Origin of the sequence: Streptomyces sp. WG7, assembly GCF_049975785.1 — a bacterium.
Lineage (GTDB): Bacteria > Actinomycetota > Actinomycetes > Streptomycetales > Streptomycetaceae > Streptomyces.
This window is the reverse complement of the sequence record NZ_JBNGGE010000014.1, coordinates 135,803-153,149: the sequence shown is the minus strand read 5'-3', so window position 1 is coordinate 153,149 and position 17,347 is coordinate 135,803. Positions and strand designations below refer to the sequence as shown.

22 protein-coding genes are annotated in these 17,347 nt (G+C 71.4%); 15 read left to right on the top strand and 7 right to left on the bottom strand.

All coding sequences use genetic code 11. The annotated features are described in order from the left end of the window. Positions 1 to 178 precede the first annotated feature (178 nt). From ACP4J0_RS17400 to ACP4J0_RS17390, 3 genes are all read left to right on the top strand, one after another. Positions 179 to 532, top strand: a complete 354-nt coding sequence (locus ACP4J0_RS17400; RefSeq protein ID WP_426519191.1) for a hypothetical protein — start codon at positions 179 to 181, stop codon at positions 530 to 532. Positions 533 to 630: 98 nt separating this feature from the next. After that, positions 631 to 1,737: an amidohydrolase family protein gene (locus ACP4J0_RS17395; RefSeq protein ID WP_426599584.1), complete on the top strand. Its 1,107-nt coding sequence runs from the start codon at positions 631 to 633 to the stop codon at positions 1,735 to 1,737. Between the two features lie 18 nt (positions 1,738 to 1,755). Further along, entirely contained in the window at positions 1,756 to 2,493 is a 738-nt protein-coding gene (locus ACP4J0_RS17390; protein WP_426599583.1) for a nucleotidyltransferase domain-containing protein, read from the top strand. Here the strand turns inward: ACP4J0_RS17390 and ACP4J0_RS17385 are convergent. The 4 genes from ACP4J0_RS17385 to ACP4J0_RS17370 form a co-directional block, all read right to left on the bottom strand. Beyond that, on the bottom strand, positions 2,448 to 3,470 hold the full coding sequence (locus ACP4J0_RS17385; protein WP_426599582.1) for a COX15/CtaA family protein: 1,023 nt from the start codon (positions 3,468 to 3,470) through the stop codon (positions 2,448 to 2,450). The two genes, ACP4J0_RS17390 and ACP4J0_RS17385, sit on opposite strands and share 46 nt — an antisense overlap. Positions 3,471 to 3,536: 66 nt before the next feature. Beyond that, positions 3,537 to 4,310 carry an ABC transporter permease gene (locus ACP4J0_RS17380; protein ID WP_426599581.1) on the bottom strand — a complete coding sequence of 258 codons (774 nt, stop codon included), beginning with the start codon at positions 4,308 to 4,310 and terminating at the stop codon, positions 3,537 to 3,539. Beyond that, the gene (locus ACP4J0_RS17375; RefSeq protein WP_426599580.1) at positions 4,307 to 5,230 is read right to left on the bottom strand and encodes an ABC transporter ATP-binding protein; all 924 of its coding nucleotides are present in this window, start codon (positions 5,228 to 5,230) and stop codon (positions 4,307 to 4,309) included. Before ACP4J0_RS17375 ends, ACP4J0_RS17380 begins: the two co-directional genes overlap by 4 nt. A gap of 179 nt (positions 5,231 to 5,409) precedes the next feature. Further along, positions 5,410 to 6,198, bottom strand: a complete 789-nt coding sequence (locus ACP4J0_RS17370) for an aminoglycoside N(3)-acetyltransferase (protein ID WP_426599579.1) — start codon at positions 6,196 to 6,198, stop codon at positions 5,410 to 5,412. 160 nt (positions 6,199 to 6,358) lie between these two features. On the opposite strand from ACP4J0_RS17370, the gene ACP4J0_RS17365 reads away from it, so the two are divergent. The 11 genes from ACP4J0_RS17365 (at position 6,359) to dapD (ending at position 14,994) form a co-directional block, all read left to right on the top strand. Next, positions 6,359 to 7,117 carry a helix-turn-helix transcriptional regulator gene (locus ACP4J0_RS17365; protein ID WP_426519205.1) on the top strand — a complete coding sequence of 253 codons (759 nt, stop codon included), beginning with the start codon at positions 6,359 to 6,361 and terminating at the stop codon, positions 7,115 to 7,117. Then, complete coding sequence (sufB, locus tag ACP4J0_RS17360) at positions 7,114 to 8,535, top strand: Fe-S cluster assembly protein SufB (protein ID WP_003976894.1); 1,422 nt, start codon at positions 7,114 to 7,116, stop codon at positions 8,533 to 8,535. The genes ACP4J0_RS17365 and sufB overlap by 4 nt, the downstream gene beginning before the upstream one ends. Positions 8,536 to 8,594: 59 nt before the next feature. Next, a complete protein-coding gene (sufD, locus tag ACP4J0_RS17355) occupies positions 8,595 to 9,779 on the top strand; it encodes a Fe-S cluster assembly protein SufD (protein ID WP_426599578.1) in 1,185 nt (394 codons plus the stop codon). Then, complete coding sequence (locus ACP4J0_RS17350) at positions 9,776 to 10,093, top strand: non-heme iron oxygenase ferredoxin subunit (protein WP_398133333.1); 318 nt, start codon at positions 9,776 to 9,778, stop codon at positions 10,091 to 10,093. The genes sufD and ACP4J0_RS17350 overlap by 4 nt, the downstream gene beginning before the upstream one ends. 7 nt (positions 10,094 to 10,100) lie before the next feature. Then, complete coding sequence (gene sufC / locus ACP4J0_RS17345) at positions 10,101 to 10,865, top strand: Fe-S cluster assembly ATPase SufC (RefSeq protein ID WP_383647647.1); 765 nt, start codon at positions 10,101 to 10,103, stop codon at positions 10,863 to 10,865. Further along, entirely contained in the window at positions 10,862 to 12,118 is a 1,257-nt protein-coding gene (locus ACP4J0_RS17340) for a cysteine desulfurase (RefSeq protein WP_426599577.1), read from the top strand. The genes sufC and ACP4J0_RS17340 overlap by 4 nt, the downstream gene beginning before the upstream one ends. Positions 12,119 to 12,135: 17 nt before the next feature. Beyond that, entirely contained in the window at positions 12,136 to 12,606 is a 471-nt protein-coding gene (gene sufU, locus ACP4J0_RS17335; protein ID WP_030868583.1) for a Fe-S cluster assembly sulfur transfer protein SufU, read from the top strand. Beyond that, positions 12,603 to 12,935, top strand: a complete 333-nt coding sequence (locus ACP4J0_RS17330; RefSeq protein WP_073721574.1) for a metal-sulfur cluster assembly factor — start codon at positions 12,603 to 12,605, stop codon at positions 12,933 to 12,935. The genes sufU and ACP4J0_RS17330 overlap by 4 nt, the downstream gene beginning before the upstream one ends. A 91-nt stretch (positions 12,936 to 13,026) precedes the next feature. Further along, positions 13,027 to 13,347, top strand: a complete 321-nt coding sequence (locus tag ACP4J0_RS17325; protein WP_426599576.1) for a DMT family transporter — start codon at positions 13,027 to 13,029, stop codon at positions 13,345 to 13,347. Next, a complete protein-coding gene (locus tag ACP4J0_RS17320) occupies positions 13,347 to 13,883 on the top strand; it encodes a TetR/AcrR family transcriptional regulator (RefSeq protein WP_426599575.1) in 537 nt (178 codons plus the stop codon). The genes ACP4J0_RS17325 and ACP4J0_RS17320 overlap by 1 nt, the downstream gene beginning before the upstream one ends. A gap of 121 nt (positions 13,884 to 14,004) precedes the next feature. Continuing rightward, a complete protein-coding gene (gene dapD / locus ACP4J0_RS17315) occupies positions 14,005 to 14,994 on the top strand; it encodes a 2,3,4,5-tetrahydropyridine-2,6-dicarboxylate N-succinyltransferase (RefSeq protein ID WP_426599574.1) in 990 nt (329 codons plus the stop codon). A gap of 104 nt (positions 14,995 to 15,098) precedes the next feature. On the opposite strand, the gene ACP4J0_RS17310 is transcribed toward dapD, so the two are convergent. Both ACP4J0_RS17310 and ACP4J0_RS17305 read right to left on the bottom strand, forming a co-directional pair. Beyond that, complete coding sequence (locus ACP4J0_RS17310; RefSeq protein WP_426599573.1) at positions 15,099 to 15,683, bottom strand: hypothetical protein; 585 nt, start codon at positions 15,681 to 15,683, stop codon at positions 15,099 to 15,101. 57 nt (positions 15,684 to 15,740) lie between these two features. Further along, positions 15,741 to 15,929: a hypothetical protein gene (locus tag ACP4J0_RS17305; protein WP_426599572.1), complete on the bottom strand. Its 189-nt coding sequence runs from the start codon at positions 15,927 to 15,929 to the stop codon at positions 15,741 to 15,743. A gap of 171 nt (positions 15,930 to 16,100) precedes the next feature. On the opposite strand from ACP4J0_RS17305, the gene ACP4J0_RS17300 reads away from it, so the two are divergent. Further along, a complete protein-coding gene (locus ACP4J0_RS17300; RefSeq protein WP_426599571.1) occupies positions 16,101 to 16,331 on the top strand; it encodes a hypothetical protein in 231 nt (76 codons plus the stop codon). Here ACP4J0_RS17300 and dapA read toward each other — a convergent pair. After that, entirely contained in the window at positions 16,316 to 17,236 is a 921-nt protein-coding gene (dapA, locus tag ACP4J0_RS17295) for a 4-hydroxy-tetrahydrodipicolinate synthase (RefSeq protein WP_426599570.1), read from the bottom strand. The two genes, ACP4J0_RS17300 and dapA, sit on opposite strands and share 16 nt — an antisense overlap. Positions 17,237 to 17,347 lie beyond the last annotated feature (111 nt).

The window sequence follows — 17,347 nt, the reverse complement described above, 5'->3', positions numbered from 1 at the left end:
GGGGGTGGCGGGGGGGGGGGGGGGGGGGGGGGGGGGGGGGGCGGGGGGTTTTTTTGGGGGGGGGGGGGGGGGTGGGGGGGGGGGGGGGGTGGGTGGGGGGGGGGGGGGGGGGGGGGGGCCCCCCCCCCCCCCCCCCCGCCCGTCGCCGTTCGCTCTACCCGTCGGTAGCATCCTGGTCATGGCAGACACGCAGCAGGTTGACACGAAGGCCGGGTGGGCCGAGCGGTGGGCCGAACACCGGCTGACCCGGATGGCCGGGCGGATCGACGCCTTCGCCAAGGCGCACGGCGGCGCCGAGGCCCAGGTCGCCTACCTCGGTGAGCGCGGCGCCCGGATCGTGCTCGTCGGCGAGGACGGCGCCTGGGGCGACCTCGTCGCGCGCTCCTACGACAGTGCCCGGAAGGCCGTCGAGAAGTCCGGGATCACCGTCCACGACGACTTCGACGGCGAGTTCGCGGCCAAGGTGACGACCGGCCCCTACGAGTGGTCGCGTATGGCGGGCATCCAGGTGGGCGGGCCGAGCAACACCTGAGACCGGGTTCACCCGTTAGGACCGTAGGAAGCCGTACGGCGCACGGGCCGCGAGGCGCGCGAGCCGTACGGCACACGGTCCCAGCAGGGGGAGTCCGGATGATCGAAACGCCGTCCCTGGTGGACCAGTACTGCCACGGCGTTCTGAGAACGGAGCTGGGCCTGGGCACCTTCGAGGCCCAGCTGGCACGCACCGAGGGTCCGCCCGCCCCGGGCACCACCCTGTTCGACACCCAGACCGGCTTCGCGGTACGCCGCTGGTGCCCGCCCCTGCTCGGCCTGGAACCGCACTGCCCGCCCGCCCGTTACCTGGCCCGGCGCCGCGAGCTCGGCGTCCTGGAGGCGGACCGCAGGCTGCTGCGCGGCAGCGGCATCACCACCTACCTGGTCGACGCGGGCCTGCCCGGCGACCTCACGGGACCCGCGGAGATGGCCACCGCCGGGGACGCCGACGCCCACGAGATCGTGCGCCTGGAACTGCTGGCCGAGCAGGTCGCCGACACGTCCGGCACCGTCGACTCCTTCCTCGCCAACCTCGCGGAGGCGGTGCACGGCGCCGCCGCGAACGCGGTCGCCTTCACCTCCGTCGCGGGCGTACGGCACGGTCTGGCGCTGGCACCGGAACCGCCCGGACCGGGCGAGGTGCGCGGCGCCGCCGCCCGCTGGCTGACGGGGCGCGAGGTCGGCGGCGAGCTGAGCGACCCGGTGCTGCTGCGGCACCTGCTGTGGAGCGCCGTCGCCTCGGGCCTGCCGATCCAGCTGCACGCGGGGCTCGGCGAGCCGGGCCTGCGCATCGACCGCACCGACCCGGTCCTGCTGACGGACTTCGTGCGGGCCACCGCGGGCCTCGGCACCGACCTGGTCCTGCTGCACAGCTACCCGTACCACCGCCACGCCGCCCACCTCGCCGGAGTCTTCCCGCACGTCTACGCCGACTCGGGCGCCGCCCTGGTACGCACCGGCGCCCGGGCCGCGGCGGTCCTCGCGGAGATCCTGGAGCTGGCGCCCTTCGGCAAGGTCCTCTTCTCCAGCGGCGCCCAGGGCCTGCCCGAACTGCACGTGGTCGCCGCCCGCCTGTTCCGCGAGGCGCTGGGACGGGTGCTGGGCACCTGGGTGGCCGAGGAGGCGTGGGCGCCGGCGGACGCGCAGCGGGTGGCGGGGATGATCGCGTCGGGGAACGCGGAACGGGTGTACGGACTGGAGTGAGTCGCCGACACTGGCCGGATGACGACCCGTACCCTGCTCGACCGCTTCCTCACCGGCCTGGCACCGTTGGATCCCGCCGCCCTGTGGGCGCACGGTTCGCTGGCCGGCGGCGACTACCAGGAGGGGCGCAGCGACCTCGACCTGATCGCGGTCCTGCCGCGGCCGGCCACGGCCCGCACGGCCTGGCGGGTGGGGCTGCTCCACGCCCGCCTGCGCGACGAGCCACTGGCCGGGCAGCTGCACTGCACCTATCTGTCGCTCGGCACCGTCGACGACCCCGGGCGGCGGCACCTCACCTGGGCCCACCGCGGACTCTTCAAGCGGGCGGTCACCCCCGTCACCCGGCGCGAACTGCACGGCTTCGGACGCGTCCTGCACGGCGCGTCGCCCCAGCGCCTGCTGCCGACGGTGGCGGACACGGAACTGGCGGAGTTCGTCGTCCGGGACCAGCGGGACTTCTGGCGGCCGGCCGTGCGCAGGCCGCGGCTGTGGCGGCAGGACGTCTGGGTGGACCTGGGCCTGCTCACCTTCGCCCGCGCCACCGTCACGCTGCGGGAGGGGCGCCTGATCAGCAAGCGGCAGGCCCTGGCGGAGCTGCCCGCCCTGGGCGCTCCCGGCGAGGTCGTCGAGGACATCGCGGAACGGCGGTACGGGAACCCCGCGCGGCCCACGGAGGAGTGGACCGCCCGCCGGAGCGAACTGACCCGCGGTTACCTGGGGCCGGCCATCGACACGCTGGTCGCCTCGTACTCCTGAACCGGCAACCCGGGCGCCGTCTCCTCCGGCCGCTCGCGCAGGGCCAGCAGCACCCTCAGCGCCGCGATCCACATCACGCACGAGCCGAACATGTGCAGCCCGACCAGGACCTCGGGGAGATCGGTGAAGTACTGGACGTAGCCGATGGCACCCTGGGCGAGCACCACCAGGAAGAGGTCGCGGGTGCGGGCCAGCGGCCCCTTGGGCGCGTCGACCGCCTTCAGCACGAACCACAGGGCGAACGTCAGCGTCACCACGATCCACGCCAGGACGGCGTGCAGCTTGCTCACCGTCTCCCAGTCGACCGGCATCCGCGGTACGTCGCTGGAGTCGCCCGCGTGCGGGCCGGCCCCGGTGACGACCGTGCCGACCGCGATCAGCAGCACGGAGACGGCGATCATCGCCCACACGAGCTGCTGGACCGCCTTGCCGACCAGGGGGCGCGGTGCCGCGTCGCCCTCCCGGGTGCGCTGCCACATCACGGTCGCGACCGCGATCAGCGCGGTCGACAGCAGGAAGTGGGACGCGACGGTGTACGGGTTGAGGCCGACCAGGACCACGATGCCGCCGAGGACCGCGTTGCCCATCACGATCCAGAACTGCAGCCAGCCCAGCCGCGTCAGGCCGCGCCGGTACGGCTTCTGCGACCGCGCGGCGATGATCGCCCAGCCGACGGCGGCGCACAGCACGTAGGTCAGGAGGCGGTTGCCGAACTCGATGACGCCGTGCAGACCCATCTCGCTGGTGGTGGTCAGCGAGTCGTCGGTGCACTTGGGCCAGGTCGGGCAGCCCAGGCCCGAGCCGGTCAGGCGTACGGCACCGCCGGTGACGACGATGACCACCGCCATGACGAGCGCGGCGAGGGCAGCCCGCTGGACCGTCCGGGGCTCCGGGGTCCAGCGCGCGGCGATGAAGGCGAGCGGGTTGCGCACGGCGGCTGCGGCGTCGGCACGGGTCACGTTTGGCACGCCGTCCATCGTAGGCGCCCGCTTGTGCACGCTTTCACGAGGGTCCGTCTCCGGCGTGCGCGGCCACTCCCGTGCCTACTCCCAGCGGAAGAACTTCCCGGCCGCCGCGAGCCCCACGACCGCCCACACGGCGAGGATCCCCAGGTCGCCCCACGGCATCTGGGCCCCGTGCTGGAGGACGTCCCGCAGCCCGTCCGACAGGGCGGAGATCGGCAGCAGCCCCAGCACGCTCTGCGCCGCGTCCGGGAACCTGTCCAGCGGCACGATCACCCCGCCGCCCACGAGGAGCAGCAGGAAGACCAGGTTGGCGGCGGCCAGCGTGGCCTCCGCCTTCAGCGTGCCCGCCATGAGCAGTCCGAGCCCGGAGAAGGCGGCCGTGCCGAGGACCAGGAGCAGCAGCACGGCGAACGGATCGCCGTGCGGCGACCAGCCCAGCGCGAAGGCGATCACCGTCAGCAGGATGATCTGGAGCACCTCGGTGACCAGGACGGACACCGTCTTCGCGGTCATCAGGGCCCAGCGGGGCAGCGGCGAGGCGGCCAGCCGCTTCAGCACCCCGTACCGGCGCTCGAAGCCGGTGCCGATGGCCTGCCCGGTGAACGCCGTCGACATCACGGCGAGCGCCAGGACGCCGGGCGCGAGGAAGTCGACGGCCTCTCCGGCGCCGGTGTCGATGATGTCCACGGAGCTGAACAGGACGAGCAGCAGCGTCGGGATGACCACGGTCAGCAGCAGCTGCTCGCCGTTGCGGAGCAGCATCTTCGTCTCGAGCGCGGCCTGCGCCGCGATCATGCGGCCGAGCGGCGCGGCGCCGGGCTTCGGCGTGTAGGTGCCGGTGGTGGTGGTCACGAGCGCAGCTCCTTGCCGGTCAGCTCCAGGAAGACGTCCTCCAGGGTGTGCCGCTCCACCGAGATCCGGTCCGGCATCACCCCGTGCTGGGCGCACCAGGAGGTCACGGTGGCGAGCAGCTGCGGGTCGATCTTGCCGTTGACGCGGTAGGAGCCGGGGGTCAGCTCGGCGGCCGCGGAGTCCGCGGGAAGCGCCTTGAGCAGGGACACCACGTCCAGTCCGGGCCGGCCGGAGAACCGCAGGGTGTTCTCGGCGCCGCCGCGGCACAGTTCCTCGGGCGAGCCCTGCGCGATGACCCGGCCGGCGTCGATGATGGCGACGTCGTCGGCCAGCTGCTCGGCCTCGTCCATGTGGTGGGTGGTGAGGATCACCGAGACGCCGTCGCCGCGCAGGTCCCGTACGAGGTCCCAGGTGGCGCGCCGGGCCTGCGGGTCGAGGCCGGCGGTCGGCTCGTCCAGGAACACCAGCTCGGGCCGGCCGACCACGGCCATCGCGAGGGCGAGCCGCTGCTGCTGCCCGCCGGAGAGCCTGCGGTACGTCGTCCGGCCGCACGAGCCCAGCCCGAGCCGCTCGATCAGCGCGTCCACGTCCAGCGGGTGGGCGTGCAGTTTCGCCACGTGGCGCAGCATCTCGTCCGCGCGCGCGCCGGAGTAGACGCCGCCGGACTGGAGCATCACGCCGATCCGGGGCCGCAGCTCGGAGCCCTCCCGCACCGGGTCGAGGCCCAGCACGCGCACCGTGCCGGAGTCCGGCCTCCGGTATCCCTCACAGGTCTCGACCGTGGTCGTCTTGCCCGCCCCGTTGGGGCCGAGTACGGCGGTGACACCCGCCCGGGCCGCCAGGTCGAGGCCGTCCACCGCGGTCTTCGTGCCGTACCGCTTCACCAGGGCCTGGACCTGGACCACGGGCTCGCTTCGCATGGGTCACGAGTCTAGGTAGGCGGGCCGGGACTCCGGCGCGCGGGTGCGGGGATCTCCTTCGCAGGGGTGGGCGCACGGCGCGGCCGTGGGCCGGCGGGTACCGGCGCACCGGGTCGGTGTACGGCGCTCACGCGGGCCCGTGCGTGGTCGCACCCGGCACTCGCCGGCCGCTCGCGCCGCTACTCGCGGGGCCGGTGCAGCGGCAGCCACCGTTCCGCGTAGGCGACCGCGTCCGCCAGCGGGAACAGCCGTGCGGTGGCCGCGCCGACCCTCCCGCGTACGACGGGCCGGTCCCGCTCGAAGTCGTGCCCCAGCTCGTCGAAGCGGTCCGAGGTGATCGACACCTCGGTGACCCGCTCCCAGCCCACCGGCCCCGGCCGCCCCACCTCCACCAGCGGGGACGGAGTCCGGTACTCCGCGAGGTGGAAGGCCGTGCAGGCCTCGTAGCCCGCGCCGAGCAGCAGCACCCGGGCGCCCAGCCGCTCCAGGGTCGCCAGCGGGCTGCGCTCGCCCAGCCGGCAGTCCGTCGCGTGCCCGGCGACCACCTCGGCGGCGCGGGACCCGACGGCCGCGAAGGACGTCTGCGGATGCGCGCTGCGCAGGGCGCCCGGCCAGGTGCGCACGGTCTCGGGGAGCACCCCGACCCCGACCGAGGGCGTGATCAGCGGGTCGTAGGCCGGCATCGCGGCGCGGATGGTGTCCCACCACTCCTCGGGCACCGGCGGGCTGCGCCACAGGGCCGGGTCGGAGAGGTCGCCGGTCTGGGCGGGGACCACCAGGGTGCCGTCCGGACCGAGCGCGTCGAGCAGTCCCTGGACGACCGCGACGGGACCCCCGCAGACCCAGCCGAGGGAGCTGAGGGAGGAGTGCACGAGGAGGGTGTCGTCGGTCCGCACACCCAGCTCGCGCAGCCCGGCGGCGATCGTGCCGCGGGTGACGAGTGGGCCGGTGGGAGGGGGTGCAGGCATGCCGGGGAGTGTCCCGCAGGCCCGCCCGGGACGCCACCGGATTGATCGACCGGAGATCGTTTCCGCAGGTCAGATTAGGTATGCCTAAGTGACGCAGGGCACCGTCGGATGATCCGGACGCGGCTTGCCCGCCTCGGAGGAATTACGCAACAATGGCGTTGTGAAAAACGTTGGCGAGGCTCCGCAGGAGGAACTCGCGACCGGTGAGCGGTCCACCCGCAACCGTGTCGCGCGCTCCATCCTGGACCACGGGCCGTCGACCGTCGCGGAGCTCGCCGGGCGTCTGGGCCTGACCCAGGCCGCCGTCCGGCGCCACCTCGACGCGCTGGTCGCCGACGACGTGGTCGAAGCCCGTGAGCAGCGGGTCTACGGCACGCGTACGCGCGGACGGCCCGCGAAGGTCTTCGCGCTCACCGACTGCGGCCGGGACGCCTTCGACCAGTCGTACGACAAGCTGGCCGCGGACGCCCTGCGCTGGATCGCCGAGCAGGAGGGCGGGGAGCAGGCGATCGCCGCCTTCGCCCGTGCCCGGATCGCCGGCCAGGCGGGCGCGTACCGCAAGGCGGTGGAGTCCGCCGCCCCGGACAAGCGCGCCGAAGCACTGGCCAAGGCCCTCAGCGCGGACGGGTACGCTGCTACCGCGCGGAGCGCACCCCACCCCCAGCAGGGCGAGCAGCTGTGCCAGCACCACTGCCCGGTCGCCCACGTCGCAGAGCAGTTTCCGCAGCTGTGCGAGGCGGAGACGGAATTTTTCGCCGAGCTGCTCGGTACTCATGTACAGCGGCTCGCGACCATCGCCCACGGCGACGGGGTCTGCACCACGTTCATTCCGAAGACTTCGCACGCGCCGCCCACGGCGCGCGCGCCCAAGAACACCGCTAACGCATCTGCAAGCACGGCCGGGAGGAACCCCGCATGACTCTCCCCACGGAGACTGCTCACCCCGAGCTCGAGGGCCTGGGCAAGTACGAATACGGCTGGGCCGACTCCGACACGGCCGGCGCCTCTGCCAAGCGCGGCATCAACGAGGACGTCGTCCGCGACATCTCCGCGAAGAAGAACGAGCCGGAGTGGATGACCAAGCTCCGCCTCAAGGGCCTGCGCCTCTTCGAGAAGAAGCCCATGCCGAACTGGGGCTCGGACCTGTCGGGCATCGACTTCGACAACATCAAGTACTTCGTGCGCTCCACGGAGAAGCAGGCGGAGTCCTGGGAGGACCTGCCCGAGGACATCAAGAACACGTACGACAAGCTCGGCATCCCCGAGGCGGAGAAGCAGCGCCTCGTCGCCGGTGTCGCGGCCCAGTACGAGTCCGAGGTCGTCTACCACCAGATCCGCGAGGACCTGGAGGAGCAGGGCGTCATCTTCCTCGACACCGACACGGCGCTGAAGGAGCACCCGGAGCTCTTCAAGGAGTACTTCGGGACCGTCATCCCCGTCGGTGACAACAAGTTCGCCTCGCTGAACAGCGCGGTGTGGTCCGGCGGCTCCTTCATCTACGTGCCGAAGGGCGTGCACGTCGAGATCCCGCTCCAGGCCTACTTCCGTATCAACACGGAGAACATGGGCCAGTTCGAGCGGACCCTGATCATCGTCGACGAGGGTGCCTACGTGCACTACGTCGAGGGCTGCACCGCCCCGATCTACAAGTCGGACTCGCTGCACTCCGCCGTGGTCGAGATCATCGTCAAGAAGAACGCCCGCTGCCGTTACACGACCATCCAGAACTGGTCGAACAACGTCTACAACCTGGTCACCAAGCGCGCCGTGGCGTACGAGGGCGCGACCATGGAGTGGATCGACGGCAACATCGGCTCCAAGGTGACGATGAAGTACCCGGCCGTCTACCTGATGGGCGAGCACGCCAAGGGCGAGACCCTGTCCATCGCCTTCGCGGGCGAGGGCCAGCACCAGGACGCCGGCTCCAAGATGGTCCACATGGCGCCGAACACGTCCTCCAACATCGTCTCGAAGTCCGTGGCGCGCGGCGGCGGCCGCACCTCCTACCGCGGTCTCGTCGAGATCGGCGAGGGCGCCCACGGCTCCAAGTCGAACGTGCTGTGCGACGCGCTGCTCGTCGACACCATCTCCCGCTCCGACACGTACCCGTACGTGGACGTCCGCGAGGACGACGTGTCCATGGGCCACGAGGCGACCGTCTCCAAGGTCTCCGAGGACCAGCTCTTCTACCTGATGAGCCGCGGTCTGAGCGAGTTCGAGGCGATGGCGATGATCGTGCGCGGCTTCGTCGAGCCGATCGCCAAGGAGCTGCCGATGGAGTACGCCCTCGAGCTCAACCGGCTGATCGAGCTGCAGATGGAAGGCGCGGTCGGTTAAGACCCGCCCCCGAAGCAGTCGCCAGATTTCTGACGTAGGAAGAGAGCAGACCGACAGCCATGGCTGAGGCTCAGAACATCCCCGTGGGGTCCACCACCGCGGGCCAGATCGCGGTGGCCGCCGAGTCGACCGTCGCCACGCGCATGAGCGCACCCGCGTCCTTCGACGTGGCGGACTTCCCCGTCCCCCACGGCCGTGAGGAGGAGTGGCGGTTCACGCCGCTGGAGCGGCTGCGCGGGCTGCACGACGGCACCGCGGTCGCCACCGGCGACGGCGTCAAGGTCGACATCGACGCCCCCGAGGGCGTCGTCGTCGAGACCGTCGGCCGCGACGACGCGCGCATCGGCAGGGCGGGCACCCCGGTGGACCGGGTCGCCGCCCAGGCCTACTCGGCGTTCGAGAAGGCCGGCGTGATCACCGTCCCCAAGGAGACGGTCCTCACCGAGCCGATCCGCATCGCCGTGCACGGCGAGGGCGGCACCGCCTACGCCCACCAGGTCGTCGAGCTGGGCGCCTTCGCCGAGGCCGTGGTCGTCATCGACCACACCGGTGACGCGGTGCTCGCCGCCAACGTCGACTACGTGCTGGGCGACGGCGCCAAGCTGACCGTCGTCTCCGTCCAGGACTGGGACGACAAGGCCGTGCACGCCGGCCAGCACAACGCGCTGATCGGCCGGGACGCCACCTTCAAGTCGTTCGTGGTCACCTTCGGCGGCGACCTGGTCCGGCTGCACCCGCGCGTCGCCTACGCCGGCCCCGGCGGCGAGGCCGAGCTGTTCGGCCTGTACTTCACCGACGCCGGCCAGCACCAGGAGCACCGCCTCCTGGTCGACCACAACGTTCCGCACTGCAAGTCCAACGTCGTCTACAAGGGCGCGCTGCAGGGCGACGACGCGCACGCGGTCTGGATCGGCGACGTGCTCATCGAGGCCAAGGCCGAGGGCACCGACACCTACGAGATGAACCGCAACCTCGTCCTCACGGACGGCGCCCGGGTCGACTCGGTGCCGAACCTGGAGATCGAGACCGGCGAGATCGTCGGCGCCGGCCACGCCTCCGCCACCGGCCGCTTCGACGACGAGCAGCTCTTCTACCTGATGGCGCGCGGCATCCCCGAGATCGACGCCCGCCGCCTGGTGGTCCGCGGCTTCTTCGCCGAACTGGTCCAGCAGATCGGTGTCCCGGACATCGAGGAGCGTCTGATCGCCAAGATCGACGAGGAGCTGGAGGCGTCGGTCGCATGACCTTCGTACGCGTCTGTGGAGCGGACGAGCTGGAGGAGGACACCCCCAAGCGGGTGGAACTCGACGGCACGCCGGTCTCCGTCGTGCGCACCGAGGGCGAGATCTTCGCGATCCACGACATCTGCTCGCACGCGAACGTCTCGCTCGCCGAGGGCGAGGTCGACGACTGCCACATCGAGTGCTGGCTGCACGGCTCGCGCTTCGACCTCCGCTCGGGCAAGCCCGACAGTCTTCCGGCGACGCGCCCCGTCCCCGTATACCCCGTAAAGATCGAAGGGGACGACGTACTCGTCTCCCTCACCCAGGAGTCCTGAGGCACCCATGGCAACGCTTGAAATCCGAGACCTGCACGTCACCGTCGAGGCCGACAACGCCACGAAGGAGATCCTCAAGGGCGTCGACCTCACCGTGAAGCAGGGCGAGACGCACGCCATCATGGGCCCCAACGGCTCCGGCAAGTCGACCCTCGCCTACTCGCTCGCGGGTCACCCCAAGTACACGATCACCGGCGGCACCGTCACCCTCGACGGCGAGGACGTCCTGGAGATGTCCGTCGACGAGCGCGCCCGCGCCGGCCTCTTCCTGGCCATGCAGTACCCGGTCGAGGTCCCCGGCGTCTCGGTCTCCAACTTCCTGCGCACCTCCGCCACCGCCGTCCGCGGCGAGGCCCCCAAGCTGCGCACCTGGGTGAAGGAGGTCAAGGAGGCCATGGAGCGCCTCAACATGGACCCCGCCTTCGCCGAGCGCAACGTCAACGAGGGCTTCTCCGGCGGTGAGAAGAAGCGCCACGAGATCCTCCAGCTGGAGCTGCTCAAGCCGAAGGTCGCGATCCTCGACGAGACCGACTCCGGACTCGACGTCGACGCCCTGCGCGTCGTCTCCGAGGGCGTCAACCGCGTCCGCGAGACCGGCGAGGTCGGCACCCTGCTGATCACGCACTACACGCGCATCCTGCGCTACATCAAGCCCGACCACGTCCACGTCTTCGCCAACGGCCGCATCGCCGAGTCGGGCGGCGCCGAGCTGGCCGACAAGCTGGAGGCCGAGGGCTACGAGGCGTACACGAAGGGTGGCGCATCCGAGTGACACAGCTGCCGGGCCTCCTCGACACCGAGGCGATCCGCAAGGACTTCCCCATCCTGGACCGACAGGTCCACGACGGACAGAAGCTCGTCTACCTGGACAACGCGGCGACCTCGCAGAAGCCGCGCCAGGTGCTCGACGCCCTGAGCGAGTACTACGAGCGCTACAACGCCAACGTCCACCGTGGCGTGCACGTCCTCGCCGAGGAGGCCACGGCGCTGTACGAGGGCGCGCGGGACAAGGTCGCGGAGTTCATCAACGCGCCCTCCCGCGACGAGGTGATCTTCACCAAGAACGCCTCGGAGTCGCTCAACCTCGTCGCGAACATGCTGGGCTGGGCCGACGAGCCCTACCGCGTGGACCACGAGACCGAGATCGTCATCACGGAGATGGAGCACCACTCCAACATCGTGCCGTGGCAGCTGCTGGCGCAGCGCACCGGCGCGAAGCTCCGCTGGTTCGGCCTCACGGACGACGGCCGCCTGGACCTCTCGAACATCGACGAGGTCATCACGGAGAAGACGAAGATCGTCTCCTTCGTGCTGGTGTCCAACATCCTGGGCACCCAGAACCCGGTCGAGGCGATCGTGCGCCGCGCCCAGGAGGTCGGCGCCCTCGTGTGCATCGACGCCTCCCAGGCCGCGCCGCACATGCCGATGGACGTACAGGCCCTCCAGGCCGACTTCGTGGCCTTCACCGGCCACAAGATGTGCGGCCCGACGGGCATCGGCGTCCTGTGGGGCCGCCAGGAACTGCTGGAGGACCTCCCGCCCTTCCTCGGCGGCGGCGAGATGATCGAGACGGTCTCGATGCACTCCTCCACGTACGCCCCGGCCCCCCACAAGTTCGAGGCGGGCACGCCCCCGGTCGCGCAGGCGGTCGGTCTGGGCGCGGCGATCGACTACCTCGACTCGATCGGCATGGACAAGGTCCTGGCCCACGAGCACGCGCTCACCGAGTACGCGGTGAAGCGGCTGCTGGAGGTCCCCGACCTGCGCATCATCGGCCCGACGACGGCCGAGGAGCGCGGTGCGGCGATCAGCTTCACGCTCGGCGACATCCACCCGCACGACGTGGGCCAGGTACTCGACGAGCAGGGCATCGCGGTCCGGGTCGGCCACCACTGCGCCCGGCCCGTCTGCCTCCGCTACGGAATTCCTGCGACCACGCGAGCGTCGTTCTATCTGTACTCCACGCCGGCCGAGATCGACGCACTGGTCGACGGCCTGGAGCACGTACGGAACTTCTTCGGCTGACGGGACGAGCGAAGAGCATGAAGCTGGACTCCATGTACCAGGAAGTCATCCTGGACCACTACAAGAACCCGCACGGGCGTGGTCTGAGGGACGGCGACGCCGAGGTGCACCACGTCAACCCGACGTGCGGTGACGAGATCACGCTGCGCGTGAAGTACGACGGTACGACGATCAGCGACGTCAGCTACGAGGGGCAGGGCTGCTCGATCAGCCAGGCGAGCGCCTCCGTGCTGAACGACCTGCTGGTCGGCAAGGACCTCGCCCAGGCGCAGCGGATCCAGGAGACCTTCCTGGAGCTGATGCAGTCCAAGGGCAGGATCGAGCCGGACGACGCGATGGAGGAGGTCCTGGAGGACGCGGTCGCGTTCGCCGGGGTCTCGAAGTACCCGGCCCGGGTCAAGTGCGCCCTGCTGAGCTGGATGGCCTGGAAGGACGCGACGGCCCAGGCACTGGACGGCGCCGACGCCGAGAAGGAGACGACGGCATGAGCGAGACCGTGGAAATGAAGCCGGCCTCGGAGGAGGAGGTCCGCGAAGCCCTGCTGGACGTCGTGGACCCCGAGCTGGGTATCGACGTCGTCAACCTGGGCCTGATCTACGGCGTCCACATCGACGACGCGAACATCGCGACCATCGACATGACCCTGACGTCGGCGGCCTGTCCGCTGACGGACGTGATCGAGGACCAGGCCAAGTCCGCCACGGACGGCCTCGTCAGCGAGCTGCGCATCAACTGGGTCTGGATGCCGCCGTGGGGCCCGGACAAGATCACGGACGACGGCCGCGAGCAGCTGCGCGCGCTCGGCTTCAACGTCTGAGACGCCCCCGCACCGCTTCACGAAACGGCGACGCCCTCGGGCGTCGCCGTTTCCGTGTGTACACCCGCCTCCGCTATGTACGCTCGTACACATGGGATATCTGCTCCTGGCCGGAGCCATCGCCGCCGAGGTCGCCGGCACCACCGCCATGAAGTACAGCGAGGGCTTCAGCAGGCTGGTCCCCTCGGTGCTGACGGCACTCGCGTACGTGCTCTCCTTCGCGCTGCTCGCCCAGACCCTGAAGGTCCTCGCCGTCGGCACGGCGTACGCCATCTGGGCCGGCGTGGGCACCGCCGCCATCGCCGCGATCGGCGTGGCGTTCATGGGCGAGGGGATGACCGCCACCAAGGCCGCCGGCATCGCGCTGATCATCGTCGGCGTGGTCGTCCTCAACCTGGGCGGCGCGCACTGATGTCCCGGCGCTACGACCCCGAACGGCGCCGGCGCATCATCGACGCGGCGATCCGGGTCGTCGGGCGCAAGGGCATCGCCGGTCTCAGCCACCGCACCGTCGCCGCCGAGGCGGACGTCCCCCTCGGCTCGACGACGTACCACTTCGCGACGCTGGACGACCTCCTGGTCGCCGCCCTGCGCCAGGCGAACGAGGGCTTCGCCAAGGTGGTCGCCGCCCACCCGGCACTGTCGGACCCGGACGCCGACCTGCCCGCCGAACTCGCCCGCGTCCTCGGCGAGTGGCTGGGCGGCGACCGCACGGGCGTCGAGCTGGAGTACGAGCTGTACCTGGCCGCCCTGCGCCGCCCCGCCCTGCGCCCGGTCGCCGCGGAGTGGGCCGAGGACGTGGCCGCCCTGCTGGCGTCCCGCACGGACCCGGTGACGGCGCGGGCGCTGGTCGCCCTGATGGACGGGATCTGTCTCCAGGTGCTGCTGACGGGGACGCCGTACGACGAGGTGTACGCGCGGGAGGTACTGGCGCGGGTGATCGCCTGAACCACGCGGTCGCAGGCGCGGGCGCCGGGCGGGCGGGGGTGGCGCCGCGCGGGATACCGGCACGTGAGATCCCCCGCCGACCGGTTCGCACCCGACGCCCCCGGCCGGTTAGGTTGCCCTCATGACCGACACGACTGCACCCCGCACCACCGGCGCCGTGGCCGCCGGGCTCGCCACCATCGCCGCCGACGGCACCGTTCTCGACACCTGGTTCCCCGCCCCCGAACTGGTCGCGGAGCCGGGCCCGTCCGGCACCGAGCGCCTCACCGCCGAACAGGCCGCCGAACTCCTCGGCGGCGGCGCGACCGCGGCGGTCGGTCAGGACGCCCGGCGCGGCGTCGAGGTGGTCGCGGTCCGCACGGTCATCGCCTCGCTGGACGAGAAGCCGGTCGACACGCACGACGTCTACCTGCGCCTGCACCTGCTCTCCCACCGCCTGGTCAAGCCGCACGGCCAGAACCTGGACGGCATCTTCGCCCACCTCGCCAACGTCGCCTGGACCTCGCTGGGCCCGGTCGCCGTCGACGACGTCGAGAAGGTCCGCCTCAACGCCCGCGCGGAGGGGCTGCACCTCCAGGTGACCTCGATCGACAAGTTCCCGCGCATGACGGACTACGTCGCCCCCAAGGGCGTCCGCCTCGCCGACGCCGACCGCGTCCGCCTCGGCGCGCACCTGGCCGAGGGCACCACCGTCATGCACGAGGGCTTCGTCAACTTCAACGCGGGCACGCTCGGCACGTCGATGGTCGAGGGCCGCATCTCCGCGGGCGTCGTCGTCGGCGACGGCTCCGACATCGGCGGCGGCGCCTCCACCATGGGCACCCTCTCCGGCGGCGGCAACGTGCGCATCACCATCGGCGAGCGCTGCCTGGTCGGCGCCGAGGCGGGCGTGGGCATCGCGCTCGGCGACGAGTGCGTGGTCGAGGCCGGCCTGTACGTCACCGCGGGCACGCGTGTGACGATGCCCGACGGGCAGATCGTCAAGGCCCGGGAACTCTCCGGCGCCTCCAACATCCTCTTCCGCCGCAACTCGGTCACGGGCACGGTCGAGGCCCGCCCGAACAACGCGGTGTGGGGCGGCCTGAACGACGTCCTGCACAGCCACAACTGATCACAGGCGGCCGTGACCCGCGGCCGCCCTGTCGTCGAGCGCCCTTCCACGGCCCTGGGAACGGCCCGGGAGGGCGCTCGCGCGTCCAGTGCCCGTCTCGTCGGTCACTGGTCGTCGACGCCCAGATCGGTGCGCATCGACTGCTTCAGTTCCCCCAGGTAAGGCCAGACCTCCTCGTGGAACTCACCCTCCAGGTTCGCCAGTTCAGCCGTGTGGTCGGAAGGCGCTGATCCGTACTTCCTGAGCTTGCCGTACGCGGCGTTCAAGCGTTTCTTCGCCGTGCTGGAAGCGCGCAGGACGTCTTCCGGAGCGATCATCTGGGATTCCGCGTAGCTGTCCCGGTAGGCCAGCCTGCCCGCTTCCAGATCAGCCAGGCGCGAGTCGGCGTCCTCGCCGCGCTGAAGGGCGTGCAGATAGTTCGTCATCGCCGTCAGATACTGGCGTGCGGAGGTGTTCAGTGCGATGTAGCAGGCGCGCCGGCGTTCGAGGCTTTCGAGCTGCCGCTGCCTGGCCTGCTCCGCCCGGAGCATCTCCTCGGCGTGAGCGTGTTCCTCACGCCGTTGTTCCGCGGCGGCCTGGAGCTCCATGCGCTTGGTGCGGTCCGCACGATTCTGTGTCAGCAGCGCGGCTCCCAGCGTTCCCGCCACGCCCACCACGGCGATCAACAAACCCGCCCAACTCGCGCCCATGAGGCCCCCTTTCGCGCGAGCGGCGCACCGTCCCCCGGCAGGAGCCCCCAACGACGGTCACCGCTTCATCGTCCTGTACCGCTTCATTAGCACGGTCAGGCGCGCGTGGTCGGCCGTTCCGTTGAGCTCGGCCAGGAGGTCGTCGGGGCACAGCTCGTAGTGGTCGCCCCAGAAGCGGTGGCGGCGGTTGTCCCAGATCCGGTATCCGCCCGGTACGCCCCGGGCCACGTAGCGCCTTCTGCTCATCGGGTGACCGTAGGCGCAGGGGTGGTGTTCCGCCAACGCGATAAAAGCGCATGCCTCGCGCGCCCCCCGCACGTACGGCTGACTCCCCGTGACCTTCCGGTGGTCTTGGCGGATGAACCGGTGGACGCAGTGTCCGATCAGACGCCGATCCGACGAAACGAGGGGCCTGGTATGACGAACGAGCGGGCGAGGACCGTGGCGCGTTGGCTGGCCGGGGCGGGGACCGCGGTACTGGTGTGCTGGACCCCGGCGGGGACCGCGCACGCCGACGAGACGACCACCCATTCGCACAACGGCCCCCGGATGGGGCTCCTCAACGTCCACGTGGGGCAGATCGACGACCCGGCGGAGGACGTACTGGAGCACACGCTGCTGTTCGGTGACGGTTACGCCTGGGACTGACCCGAGCCGGCGACCAGCTCTCCGTACGTCGTCAGCAACGCGTCGGTCGTCTCCCGGTCCGCGCCCCGCAGCGGTGCGCGGACCGGTCCGGCGGGGAGGCCGAGCGCACCGAGGAGGGCCTTCGCGGTGACGGTGCCGGGCAGCCCCGCCGCCATCATCGACTCGATGAGCGGCAGCGCCCGCCGCTGGAGCAGGGCGGCCCGCCCGGTGTCGCCCGCGTCGAAGGCGCCGAGGACCGCGCGGAACAGGTCGGGCGCGACGTTCGCGACCGTGCTGACGTACCCCGCCGCGCCGATCGCGTACAGGGCGAGCACCTGCTCGTCGCAGCCCGCGTAGTACGCCAGGCCGGTGCGGGACAGCACCTTCTGGACGCCGAGGAGGTCGTACGAGCAGTCCTTGACGGCGACGATCCGCGGGTGCCCGGCGAGCCGGACGAGCGTGTCGGGCTCGATGCGGGTGCCGGTGCGGCCCGGGATGTCGTAGAGGGCGAGCGGCAGTCCGCAGGCGTCCGCGACCTCCAGGAAGTGCGCCTCCACGGCGTCCTGCGGGGGCCTGCTGTAGTACGGCGCGACCACGAGCAGGCCGTCCGCGCCCGCCTTCTCCGCGGCCAGCGCCAGCTCCACCGTGTGCCGGGTGTCGGCCGTGCCCACCCCGGCGACGAGCGACGCCCGGTCACCGACCGCCTCCCGCACCGCCGTGATCAGCGCCGCCTTCTCGGCGTCCGTGGTGGTCGGCGACTCGCCCGTGGTGCCGGACAGCACCAGGCCGTCACAGCCCCGCGACACCAGCCGGTCGGCGAGCCGCCGGGCGCCGTCGAGGTCGAGCGCACCGGTCTCGGTGAACGGCGTGACCATGGCGCACAGGGCGCGGCCGAAGGGCGCGGGGGAGGAGGCGTCTGTCGTCATGGGAGTAGTGTCGGCGGACACACCTTGTAGCTCCACTTAATTCTCCTACGAGATATGTGTAAGAGATGCTGCGTGGTCGGCGGTGGGTGAGGACAGGGATAGTGCCGGTGG

Coding starts and splice junctions, on each gene's coding strand:
- ACP4J0_RS17320 (WP_426599575.1), top strand. CDS start 13,347: ATGTCCCGGCGCTACGACCCCGAACGGCGCCGGCGCATCATCGACGCG.
- ACP4J0_RS17390 (WP_426599583.1), top strand. CDS start 1,756: ATGACGACCCGTACCCTGCTCGACCGCTTCCTCACCGGCCTGGCACCG.
- ACP4J0_RS17330 (WP_073721574.1), top strand. CDS start 12,603: ATGAGCGAGACCGTGGAAATGAAGCCGGCCTCGGAGGAGGAGGTCCGC.
- ACP4J0_RS17300 (WP_426599571.1), top strand. CDS start 16,101: ATGACGAACGAGCGGGCGAGGACCGTGGCGCGTTGGCTGGCCGGGGCG.
- ACP4J0_RS17370 (WP_426599579.1), bottom strand. CDS start 6,198: ATGCCTGCACCCCCTCCCACCGGCCCACTCGTCACCCGCGGCACGATC.
- ACP4J0_RS17395 (WP_426599584.1), top strand. CDS start 631: ATGATCGAAACGCCGTCCCTGGTGGACCAGTACTGCCACGGCGTTCTG.
- ACP4J0_RS17350 (WP_398133333.1), top strand. CDS start 9,776: ATGACCTTCGTACGCGTCTGTGGAGCGGACGAGCTGGAGGAGGACACC.
- ACP4J0_RS17325 (WP_426599576.1), top strand. CDS start 13,027: ATGGGATATCTGCTCCTGGCCGGAGCCATCGCCGCCGAGGTCGCCGGC.
- ACP4J0_RS17400 (WP_426519191.1), top strand. CDS start 179: ATGGCAGACACGCAGCAGGTTGACACGAAGGCCGGGTGGGCCGAGCGG.
- ACP4J0_RS17375 (WP_426599580.1), bottom strand. CDS start 5,230: ATGCGAAGCGAGCCCGTGGTCCAGGTCCAGGCCCTGGTGAAGCGGTAC.
- ACP4J0_RS17305 (WP_426599572.1), bottom strand. CDS start 15,929: ATGAGCAGAAGGCGCTACGTGGCCCGGGGCGTACCGGGCGGATACCGG.
- sufU (WP_030868583.1), top strand. CDS start 12,136: ATGAAGCTGGACTCCATGTACCAGGAAGTCATCCTGGACCACTACAAG.
- ACP4J0_RS17310 (WP_426599573.1), bottom strand. CDS start 15,683: ATGGGCGCGAGTTGGGCGGGTTTGTTGATCGCCGTGGTGGGCGTGGCG.
- sufC (WP_383647647.1), top strand. CDS start 10,101: ATGGCAACGCTTGAAATCCGAGACCTGCACGTCACCGTCGAGGCCGAC.
- sufB (WP_003976894.1), top strand. CDS start 7,114: ATGACTCTCCCCACGGAGACTGCTCACCCCGAGCTCGAGGGCCTGGGC.
- dapD (WP_426599574.1), top strand. CDS start 14,005: ATGACCGACACGACTGCACCCCGCACCACCGGCGCCGTGGCCGCCGGG.
- sufD (WP_426599578.1), top strand. CDS start 8,595: ATGGCTGAGGCTCAGAACATCCCCGTGGGGTCCACCACCGCGGGCCAG.
- ACP4J0_RS17385 (WP_426599582.1), bottom strand. CDS start 3,470: ATGGACGGCGTGCCAAACGTGACCCGTGCCGACGCCGCAGCCGCCGTG.
- dapA (WP_426599570.1), bottom strand. CDS start 17,236: ATGACGACAGACGCCTCCTCCCCCGCGCCCTTCGGCCGCGCCCTGTGC.